Consider the following 9,235-nt stretch of genomic DNA (forward strand, 5'->3'; position numbering starts at 1 on the left):
CCTCCCCACCGGAGGCTGGTCCAACCCCCTCCTCCTGATCGCCGCCACGCTGCTCGTCGTGGGCGCCGTACTCGGCAACTGGTTCGCGCTGCTGCTGGGTTGGCTCATCGCCTACGCCTCCAAGCGGCTGACCGACGCCGAGACGAAGGCGGCGGTGATCGGTCTGCCGACGGCGGCCGTCGCGGCCGGGATCGTCTGGCTGTGGGGCCGCAACGACGGCCGCTGGGGCACCCCCATCGCGCACGGCCACATGAACGACGCGATCTCCCAGACCTGGCCGTGGGTGGTGCGGGGCGCGGCCGTCGCGTCTGCCCTGTTCCTGGTGTGGCGCTCGCAGCGGCAGCGGTAGGGCGATCGAGGGCCCGGTGGGATCGTCGTGGCGACTGGGCACAATGGCCCATATGACGTCTTACTCCTCGCCCGCCCCGACCGTCGGTTTCGACCTCGACATGACCCTCATCGACTCCCGGCCCGGCATCCACGCCTGCTACCTGGCGCTGGCCGAGCGGACGGGGACGTACATCGACGCCGATCTGACGATCACCCGGCTCGGGCCACCGCTCGCCGACGAGCTGATCAACTGGTTCCCGGCGGACCAGGTGCCCGCCGTGTCCGACCTGTACCGCGAGATGTACCCGTCGATCGCCATCGCCGCGACCCCCGCGATGCCCGGCGCCCGTGAGGCGATAGCGGCCGTACGGGCGGCCGGCGGGCGGGCGGTCGTCGTCACCGCGAAGTACGAACCCAACGCGAAACTGCACCTCGCGCACCTCGGCATCGACGCCGACGCGGTGATCGGCGACCTGTGGGCCGAACGGAAGGCGGAGGCGCTGCGCGAGGAGGGCGCGAGCGTCTACGTCGGCGACCACGTCGGGGACGTCCGCGGTGCCCGCGGCGCCGACGCCCTGTCGGTCGCGGTCGCGACCGGGCCGTGCGATGCGGAGGAGTTGCGGACGGCCGGTGCGGATGTCGTGCTCGGCGATCTCACCGAGTTCCCCCGATGGCTTTCGGACTACCTCGTGACGCGCGCCTGACGGCGCCCGGCGGCCACGGACTGGAGCACACCGGCCGCGGCGAGCAGAAATCCGACGCCCATGAGCATGCTCAAGAGGTACATGTACGTCGGAAAAGGCGTCGTATGGAGCAGCAGCGGTACCACGGTGACGAGTGTGGCCACCGCACCGACGAAGAAGACGATGGCACCGGCACGGATCAGTCGGTCACCGGCCACGGCGGAATTCGTTTGGGTTTTGTCACGCACTCGACCAGGGTAGTTCCCTGCGCACAGGAACAGTCCGGCGACGTCTTGTCACCGGCCTGAAGACCATTAGCCTTGGTACCGGCAGTTCCCCAGCGTTTTCCGAGCAGTTTTCCGACGAGTACGAGGACGAGGACAGACGTGCCCACCGGCAAGGTCAAGTGGTTCAACAGTGAGAAGGGCTTCGGCTTTCTCTCCCGCGACGACGGCGGCGACGTCTTCGTCCATTCCTCGGTACTGCCGGCCGGAGTTGACGCCCTGAAGCCCGGACAACGCGTGGAGTTCGGGGTCGTCGCCGGTCAGCGCGGCGATCAGGCACTCTCGGTCGCGCTGCTCGACCCGACCCCCTCGGTCGCGGCGGCCCAGCGCAAGAAGCCGGACGAACTGGCCTCCATCGTCCAGGATTTGACGACCCTCCTCGAAAACATCACCCCGATGCTGGAGAAGGGCCGCTACCCCGACAAGGCCTCCGGCGGCAAGATCGCGGGCCTGCTGCGCGCGGTCGCCGACCAGTTGGACGTATAGCCCGCTCCACAACTCTGTTCTACGGGAATTCGAGCGCACCCGGCCCGAGGGGCGGCACCAGCCCCTCGGCCGCCGCACGCGTCAACAGCCCCCGGATCGCGGCATATCCGTCCTCGCCGAGGTCGGCGGTGAACTCGTTGACGTACAGGCCGATGTGCTGGTCGGCGACGGACGGGTCCATCTCCTGGGCGTGGGCCATGACGTACGGGCGGGAGGCCTCCGGATCGTCCCAGGCGGCGCGCACGGACGTCCGGATCGAGTCGGCGAGCAGGTTCAACCGCGCCTCGCCCAGGGACCGTTTGGCGATGATCGCGCCCAGCGGGATCGGCAGCCCGGTGGTCGCCTCCCAGTGCTCGCCCATGTCCGCGAGCTTGTGCAGCCCGTAGTTCTGGTATGTGAAGCGCGCCTCGTGGATGACGAGCCCCGCGTCGACCTTCCCGTCCCGCACGGCCGGCATGATCTCGTGGAACGGCATGACGACGATCTCGCCCACCCCTCCCGGAATCGTGTCCGCCGCCCAGAGCCGGAACAGCAGATACGCGGTCGACCGCTCGCTCGGCACGGCGACCGTACGACCCGTCAGGTCCACACCGGCGTCCCGGGTGAGGACCAGCGGCCCGCACCCCCGCCCCAGCGCACCCCCGCAGGGCAGCAGCGCGTACTCGTCGAGCACGTACGGCAGCACGGCGTACGACACCTTCAGTACGTCCGACTCACCTCGTTCGGCCATGCCGTTGGTGATGTCGATGTCCGCGAAGGTCACGTCGAGCACGGGCGCGCCCGGCACCCGGCCGTGCGCGAGGGCGTCGAAGACGAAGGTGTCGTTCGGGCAGGGGGAATAGGCGATCTGCAAAGGCTCAGTGGCGGTCATGCCTGTTTCCAACTCTCCAGTACGGGCGCGCACTTCCCGAATCCCTCGGTCAGGGCCGCGAGCGCGTCGCCGATGCGCCAGGCGGCGCGGTCGCGCGGGCCGACGGGGTTGGAGACCGCGCGCAGTTCCAGGACGGGCACACCGTGCGCGACGGCCGCCTCGGCCACGCCGAAGCCCTCCATCGCCTCCGCGAGGGCCCCGGGGTGGCGGGCACGGAGTTCCGCGGCCCGGGCCGCCGTACCGGTCACCGTGGACACGGTCAGTACGGTTCCGGTGCGCGCGCCGGTCGCGGTCGCCAGCGCTCGTACGAGTGCGGCCGGCGGACGGTGGGTGACGGTGCCGAAACCGAGTTCGGTGACCGGGAGAAACCCGTCGGCCGTCTCCGCGCCCAGGTCGGCGACGGTGATCTCGTCGGCGACCACCAGGGAGCCGACGGGTGCCCCGGGCTGGAAACCGCCGCCGATCCCGGCCGAGACGACGAGGTCGTAGCGGGTGCCGGCGAGGGCGGTCGCGGTGCCGGCGGCAGCGGCGGCCGGGCCCACCCCGACGGCGAGGACGGTGAACCGGTCACCGGTCAACGCCCGTGCCACCGCGTCCCGTTCGGCCGGGACGGCGGTGGCGACGAGGACGCGTGGGGACGACGTGGTCAGGAGTCCTTCTTGAACTTGAAGGACCAGAGGCCCTTGACCGTCTTGTCGCCCTCCTTGATGGAGACGACGGTCGAGTTGCCGGTCGCGCCGTACTGGGTGTTGAAGAACACGCTGCCCGGGATCGTCCGGTAGGTCTTCTTGCTGGAGTCGGTCAGCGGCTGACCGTTCATCAGGATCGTCCAGCCGTTGTCGGCGATCTTCGGGTCGACACCGAAGCGCACGGTCTCGTCCGGGTCGACCGAGATCGACGTGGAGGCCTTGAGGCACTTCGCCAGGTCCGCGGTCTTCACCGCGTCGCCGTCGTTGTAGCAGGTGGCCTCCGTGTGGACCGAGTTCCTCCCGACGGTGATCGTCGAGATCGGCGTCGGCTTGTCGCACGCCGACAGGACGAGCAGTCCGGCGGAAACGGCGCCGGCGGCGGCGACGGCGCGGCGGCGTCGCACAGCGGATTGCATGGTCATGGGGCGAAGGCTATCGGGCCCGTCCACTCCTCCCCCCACGTGGGGTACGGCGTGCCGGGCGGGGACCGAGGGTTAGGCCACTCGCGGGCGCCCGCCGGTCCCGTGCCGGGCCGAGGAGAGCAGCCCGCGCAGGGTGGTCAGCCAGCCCAGGGCGATGACCGCGGCGGCGAGCGTGAAGCCGAGGGCGCCGTTCAGCGGCATCACGATGCCGATCGCGCCGCCCAGCACCCACGCCATCTGGAGCATCGTCTCCGAGCGCGCGAACGCCGACGTCCGCACCAGCTCGGGCACGTCCCGCTGGATCAGCGCGTCCAGGGACAGCTTGGCCAGCGCCTGGCAGAACCCGGCCATGGCGGCGAGACACGCCACCAGGACGGCGCCGAAGAAGATCGCGGCGGTGATCGCGGCACCCAGCACCAGCGCGACGACGGTCACGATGATGAGTTCCGGCGCCCGCTGCCGCAGCCCGGATCCCACGGCCGTACCGAGCGCGTTGCCGACGCCCGCCGACACCGCGACTATGCCCAGCGACACGGCCGCGCTCTGCCCGGTCATCGGATGCTCGCGCAGCAGGAACGCGAGGAAGAAGGTCAGGAAGCCGGACAGCCAGCGCAGCGCCGCGTTGGCGCCGAGCGCGTGGGTGACGGCGATACCGACCGTGCGCAGCCCCGGCCGCTTGACCTCCTTGGGATGCGGGCCGTGCAGATGGTTCTCGTCGGCCGCGAGGAGCGCCGTGTCCTCACCCTTGGCGGAGTCGACCTTCGGGTCCAGGAAGAAGCACAGGACCGTGCCCGCCACGAAGATCACGAAGGCGCCGTAGAGCGGCCAGGGATCGCCGACGGCGTGCAGCCCGCCCGCGATCGGGGCGGCGACACCCGTGGCGAGAAGCCCGGCGAGGGTGACTCTGGAATTCGCCTTCACCAGCGAGATACGGGGCGGCAACAGTCGGGGCACCACGGCGCTTCTGACGACGCCGTACGCCTTCGAGGCGACCAGCGCGCCCAGGGCGGCCGGGTACAGCTCCAGGCTGCCGCTGGCGACCGCGCCGGAGATGATCAGCGCGAGGAGGGCACGGGCCAGCATCGCGGCGGCCATCGCGGCGCGGCGCCCGTGCGGAAGCTTGTCGAGAAGGGGCCCGATCACCGGCGCGAGAACGGTGAACGGCGCCATCGTGATCGCGAGATACAGGGCGACCCGCCCCCGCGCCTCATCGGTCGGTACGGAGAAGAAGACGGTCGACGCGAGGGCGACGGTGATCATGACATCGCCGGCGCCGTTCACCGCGTGCAGCTCGATCAGCCGGCCGAGGCCCGACTCGCCCGCGCCGTGCGCGTGGGTCGCCTTGCGGATGCCCCGGGCCGTACCGGTGACGGGGAAGTGCAGGGCACGACCCATCGCGCGGACGGAACCGCCGACCCGGCCCGAACCGCCACCTCGGATGTTCCCCTTGGCTCCACCGACACCGGTGGCACCTTGGGGCGACCTCGCGGCTGCCACCCCGTCATAGTGCCCCGAGAACGCCGCGAGTAGTGCCGTTACCGCACGTATGGCGGCCTGTGGGAGTGGATTCAGTGCCGTTGCACAGGTCTTTGCGTGAGCGTGCACGGGTCTTGGGCCGACGGCCGCGCAGGATTTTCGAAGCAGCCACAGGCATCACACGCAGGTACCCACAGGCATCCACAGAGGCGTCCGCAGGTCACTGTTTGATCGCCGCGCACCGCCCGAGGGGCCGTCGGTGTGGGCGCATGGCCCGGGAGAAGGTAGCGTGCGTAGCGCGCCGTGGCGATTGTTCTCGGCCGCGCGCCTCTCGGCCATCCCGCAGAATGGATGGCGTAGGCGTGCCCGAGCGCGATCGGGCGCGGACGTCGACGCGGCCCTCCACCAGTGCCCTCAAGGGCCTGGTACATGTCTTTCAGCCGCTCCGTCCGCTCCCTTCGCCGCAACAGGCGCACCCGTGAGACGGCGTAGGAGAGAAGCGATACCTGTGAGCGCAGCGACCACGCGAAGCCGCACCCCCGACCGCCTGTGCGCCGAGGCCGTCGACCTCGCCCGTGCCGCAGCCGAGGAGGCCGCCGCGCCCGGCGTGGTCGGCGAACACGCGGGCTTCGAATCCGAGGGCGACCGTGTGGTCACGCACTTCTTCGAGTGCAAGGAGTTCGGCTACCGCGGCTGGCGCTGGGCGGTGACGGTGGCGAGGGCGTCCCGCGCGAAGCTGGTGACGCTGGACGAGGTCGTCCTGCTCCCCGGCCCCGACTCCCTCCTGGCCCCCGAATGGGTCCCGTGGAGCGAACGCCTCCGCCCCGGCGACATGGGCCCCGGCGACCTGCTCCCCACGGACGCGGAGGATCTGCGCCTGGAGCCCGGCTACACCGGCGAGGACGAGCCCCCGCCGAACTCGGCCGTCTCGGAGGAGATGGCGGAACTGGTGGAGTCGGAGGACGCGGAGGTGACCGCGGGCGCCCCCGCGACCCTCCCCATGGCCCCCACCCGAGGCTCGATCGCCGCGGTCGCGGAGGAACTCGGCATCCGCCGGGCCCGAGTCCTCTCCCGCTACGGCCTGCACGTCGCCGCCGACCGCTGGGAGGACGGCTACGGCCCCAAGACCCCCATGGCCCAGGCTGCCCCCGCGGCCTGTGTCAGCTGCGGCTTCCTGGTCGCCGTCGGCGGCTCCCTCGGCCAGGCCTTCGGCGTCTGCGCCAACGAGTTCTCCCCGGCCGACGGCCACGTGGTGTCCTTGTCCTACGGCTGCGGCGGCCACTCGGAAGCAGCCGTCATGCCCAAACCGCCCCAGCCCCCCGCCCCGGTGATCGACGAGACGATGGTCGACCCCTTCCCGCTGCGCCCGTCGGCGGACTCGGGTTCGGTGCCGGTGGGCGTGGACGAGGATTCGGCGGAACTGGGCCATTCGTAGCGGCCCAAAAGCGTGACACCTCCCACCGAAGCGTCACGCTTTTCTCCCACACCCCCCGGCCCCCTTGGACTACAGCGCGGACCGCGAAAGGATGTCCGCGCTCTGTCAACCATGTGAGGGGATCGGTGGATGAAGCAGAATCGGCTCGGCCGCAGCAAGGTGCAGGTCACGGAGCTGGGTTTCGGGGGCGGTCCGCTCGGCGGGCTCTTCGAACCGCTCGACGACGAAACCGCGGCGAAGGCCCTTGAGGCGGCGTGGGACAGCGGGATCCGATACTTCGACACCTCGCCCCACTACGGAATCGGCCATTCCGAACGCCGTATCGGCAATCTCCTGCGGAGCAAGCCGCGCGACGAGTGGACCCTGTCGACGAAGGTCGGCAGGTTACTGGTCCCGCAGGACCCCGAGGGCCGGACGGACGAGCCGTTCCAGGTCCCCGCCACACACCGCCGGGTATGGGACTTCACCCGGGACGGTGTGCTGCGCAGCGTAGAGGACTCTCTGGCGCGCATCGGCGTCGACCGGATCGACGTGCTCTACCTGCACGACGCGGAGGAGCACTTCGAGGACGCGTTGCGCGAGGGCGTTCCGGCCCTCACCGAACTGCGTGCCCAAGGGGTAGTAGGGGCGATCGGCGCAGGGATGTACCACCCGGGCAAACTGACCCGGCTGGTCGAGGAGTCGGACGTAGACGTGGTCATGCTCTCCGGCCGCTACACCCTGCTCGATCACAGCGCCCTCGACACCCTCCTCCCCGCCTGCGCGGACCGGGGCATCTCGGTGCTCGCGGCCTCGATCTTCAACTCCGGCCTCCTCGCCACGGCCCGCCCGTCCGCGAGCGCGACCTTCGACTACGGGCCCGCCACACCGCAGACGCTCGACCGCGCACACCGCATAGCGGATGTCTGCGAGGCCCACGACGTGACACTGCCGGCCGCGGCGATGGCCTTCCCCCTCCACCACCCTGTCGTCGCGGGCATCGTCGTAGGCATGCGCACCGAGGACGAAGTCCGCCGCAATGACACGGCGTTCGGCCTGGACATCCCCGCACAACTCTGGGACGACCTACGAGCCGAGGGCCTCCTGGACGAACGGGCCCCCGCACCCACCGCGCGATCCAACCCCGCCTGACGAACCCGGACAACTCCTAGTGGCGGCGTACCGCAACAACCGCCGAACTGGCCGGTGTTGTGAGTACTTCAGTCGCCTCCAGGGCCGGATGAGTGAGATAGAACAGGCGCAGTTCATCCACTTCACCGCCGAAACGAGGCGGCCAACGGGGCGAGGGCGTGAAGTCGTCCAGGATGAGAAGGCCACCAGGAGCAAGCAGCTCGACGACCCGCTCGGGATCCTCACGCTTGCCCCCGCCGTCGCAGAAGAAGGCATCGAACGGGGCGTGCTGCTCAAGCAGCCGCCAGTCGCCCGTGAGGACGCTGACGCGGTCGTCGTCCGCGAAGACACCGGCCGCCCGGCGGGCCAGCTCCTGGTCGCGCTCCACCGTGACCAGCCGGGCACCGGCACCCAGCCCACTGCACAGCCAGGCGGTACCCACGCCCGAGCCGGTCCCGCTCTCCGCGACGACTCCGCAAGGTTTCGCGGCAGCGGCCAACACGAGCAACCTGCCCACCTCAGGGATACAGCTGTGCATGAATCCCACCTCGGCGGCAACCCGCTCCGCGACCACCACACGAGGCGGAACCGAACGCTCGGCCATGATCACGACCCCCCTTTCACCATGACACGGGTTCGTCGGACCGACGCCCCACCAGAGCGTGCCCCCGATCCCCCATGCTTGGCTCACCGGATGAACGAGATGAACCTTCTCCTGACGTCCAGCGGCCTACGCAACGAGACCCTCCGGAACACCCTCCGAGACATGCTGGGCAAGCCGTTCAGCGCGGCCAACGTCGTATTCGTCCCCACAGCCTCCGTAGCCGAACCCGGCGACCACACCTGGCTGGTCGAGGACATGACCCGGCTGCACGCCCTCGGCTGGCGGCAGTTCGACATCCTGGAACTCAACGGCCTGCCCCGCCAACTGGTACTAGACCGACTGCTCCACGCCGACGTCGTCTACGTCGAGGGCGGCAACCACTACCACCTGGCCCGCAGCATCACCGCCAACAACCTGGGCACCGGCTTCCTGGAGGCACTACAGAGCAGGGTCTACGTCGGAGTCAGCGCCGGTTCGATGATCTTCAGCCAGAACCTCACCGAGCACTCCGCCGAAGTCATCGGCGACACCGCAGATCTCCACCTCCTCGGCGCGAAGACCATGGACCCACCGTTCGCCCTCTTCGACTGGTACCTCAAACCCCACCTCTACTCACCGGACTTCCCCGAGCGCGACGACGCCTGGGCCGACCGCATCACCGAACGTGCCGACTTCCCGATCTACTTCATCGACGACGACACGGCCCTCCGCGTCCGAGCCGGCGAGGTGGACGTAGTCACCGAAGGCCGCTGGCGATTCCACCCGTGACTCGACGACTGGTGCGGAGCCACGCACCCGCAGCCGCCGACGAAACGGGAGTGGGGCGTGGCGGTACGGCGAGCCCG

The 9,235-nt window shown here is 70.1% G+C and carries 11 protein-coding genes and 1 pseudogene; 6 read left to right on the forward strand and 6 right to left on the reverse strand.

Annotated features, from left to right (window positions below; translation table 11 throughout):
• Nucleotides 1-349: pseudogene (locus JHN45_RS47290) on the forward strand (hypothetical protein); the annotation flags it as partial.
• A 43-nt stretch (nt 350-392) separates the two neighbouring features.
• Nucleotides 393-1,034: an HAD family hydrolase gene (locus tag JHN45_RS47295; protein WP_374192824.1), complete on the forward strand. Its 642-nt coding sequence runs from the start codon at nt 393-395 to the stop codon at nt 1,032-1,034.
• Here the strand turns inward: JHN45_RS47295 and JHN45_RS47300 are convergent.
• Nucleotides 1,013-1,261 carry a hypothetical protein gene (locus JHN45_RS47300; protein WP_026179132.1) on the reverse strand — a complete coding sequence of 83 codons (249 nt, stop codon included), beginning with the start codon at nt 1,259-1,261 and terminating at the stop codon, nt 1,013-1,015. The genes JHN45_RS47295 and JHN45_RS47300 overlap by 22 nt on opposite strands.
• Before the next feature lie 138 nt (nt 1,262-1,399).
• Between JHN45_RS47300 and JHN45_RS54580 the strand changes: the two genes are divergently transcribed.
• Nucleotides 1,400-1,783: a cold-shock protein gene (locus JHN45_RS54580; protein ID WP_201055598.1), complete on the forward strand. Its 384-nt coding sequence runs from the start codon at nt 1,400-1,402 to the stop codon at nt 1,781-1,783.
• A gap of 19 nt (nt 1,784-1,802) precedes the next feature.
• Here JHN45_RS54580 and JHN45_RS47310 read toward each other — a convergent pair whose 3' ends face one another.
• From JHN45_RS47310 to JHN45_RS47325, 4 genes are all read right to left on the reverse strand, one after another.
• On the reverse strand, nt 1,803-2,654 hold the full coding sequence (locus JHN45_RS47310; RefSeq protein ID WP_201055599.1) for a 1,4-dihydroxy-6-naphthoate synthase: 852 nt from the start codon (nt 2,652-2,654) through the stop codon (nt 1,803-1,805).
• A complete protein-coding gene (locus JHN45_RS47315; RefSeq protein WP_201055604.1) occupies nt 2,651-3,331 on the reverse strand; it encodes a futalosine hydrolase in 681 nt (226 codons plus the stop codon). The genes JHN45_RS47310 and JHN45_RS47315 overlap by 4 nt, the downstream gene beginning before the upstream one ends.
• The gene (locus JHN45_RS47320) at nt 3,301-3,765 is read right to left on the reverse strand and encodes a DUF2771 domain-containing protein (RefSeq protein WP_200716332.1); all 465 of its coding nucleotides are present in this window, start codon (nt 3,763-3,765) and stop codon (nt 3,301-3,303) included. The genes JHN45_RS47315 and JHN45_RS47320 overlap by 31 nt, the downstream gene beginning before the upstream one ends.
• Nucleotides 3,766-3,837: 72 nt before the next feature.
• Nucleotides 3,838-5,262, reverse strand: coding sequence for an MFS transporter (locus tag JHN45_RS47325; protein ID WP_201055601.1), 1,425 nt, complete (start codon nt 5,260-5,262; stop codon nt 3,838-3,840).
• Between the two features lie 487 nt (nt 5,263-5,749).
• Between JHN45_RS47325 and JHN45_RS47330 the strand changes: the two genes are divergently transcribed.
• Nucleotides 5,750-6,676: a DUF3027 domain-containing protein gene (locus JHN45_RS47330; protein WP_200716334.1), complete on the forward strand. Its 927-nt coding sequence runs from the start codon at nt 5,750-5,752 to the stop codon at nt 6,674-6,676.
• A gap of 129 nt (nt 6,677-6,805) precedes the next feature.
• Nucleotides 6,806-7,807 carry an aldo/keto reductase gene (locus tag JHN45_RS47335; protein WP_201055602.1) on the forward strand — a complete coding sequence of 334 codons (1,002 nt, stop codon included), beginning with the start codon at nt 6,806-6,808 and terminating at the stop codon, nt 7,805-7,807.
• A gap of 16 nt (nt 7,808-7,823) precedes the next feature.
• Here the strand turns inward: JHN45_RS47335 and JHN45_RS47340 are convergent, their stop codons facing one another.
• On the reverse strand, nt 7,824-8,390 hold the full coding sequence (locus tag JHN45_RS47340) for a class I SAM-dependent methyltransferase (RefSeq protein ID WP_236584873.1): 567 nt from the start codon (nt 8,388-8,390) through the stop codon (nt 7,824-7,826).
• A gap of 99 nt (nt 8,391-8,489) precedes the next feature.
• On the opposite strand from JHN45_RS47340, the gene JHN45_RS47345 reads away from it, so the two are divergent.
• Nucleotides 8,490-9,158 (forward strand): Type 1 glutamine amidotransferase-like domain-containing protein, encoded by a 669-nt coding sequence (locus JHN45_RS47345; RefSeq protein WP_201055605.1) that lies wholly within the window; start codon nt 8,490-8,492, stop codon nt 9,156-9,158.
• The last annotated feature ends 77 nt before the right edge of the window (nt 9,159-9,235 follow it).

Source organism: Streptomyces sp. MBT53 (assembly GCF_016654115.1).
Lineage (GTDB): Bacteria > Actinomycetota > Actinomycetes > Streptomycetales > Streptomycetaceae > Streptomyces.

Excerpts from the sequence above, each read along its gene's own strand:
- JHN45_RS47295 (WP_374192824.1), top strand. The coding sequence starts at position 393 with ATGGCCCATATGACGTCTTACTCCTCGCCCGCCCCGACCGTCGGTTTC.
- JHN45_RS47310 (WP_201055599.1), bottom strand. The coding sequence starts at position 2,654 with ATGACCGCCACTGAGCCTTTGCAGATCGCCTATTCCCCCTGCCCGAAC.
- JHN45_RS47320 (WP_200716332.1), bottom strand. The coding sequence starts at position 3,765 with ATGACCATGCAATCCGCTGTGCGACGCCGCCGCGCCGTCGCCGCCGCC.
- JHN45_RS47335 (WP_201055602.1), top strand. The coding sequence starts at position 6,806 with ATGAAGCAGAATCGGCTCGGCCGCAGCAAGGTGCAGGTCACGGAGCTG.
- JHN45_RS47340 (WP_236584873.1), bottom strand. The coding sequence starts at position 8,390 with ATGGCCGAGCGTTCGGTTCCGCCTCGTGTGGTGGTCGCGGAGCGGGTT.
- JHN45_RS47345 (WP_201055605.1), top strand. The coding sequence starts at position 8,490 with ATGAACCTTCTCCTGACGTCCAGCGGCCTACGCAACGAGACCCTCCGG.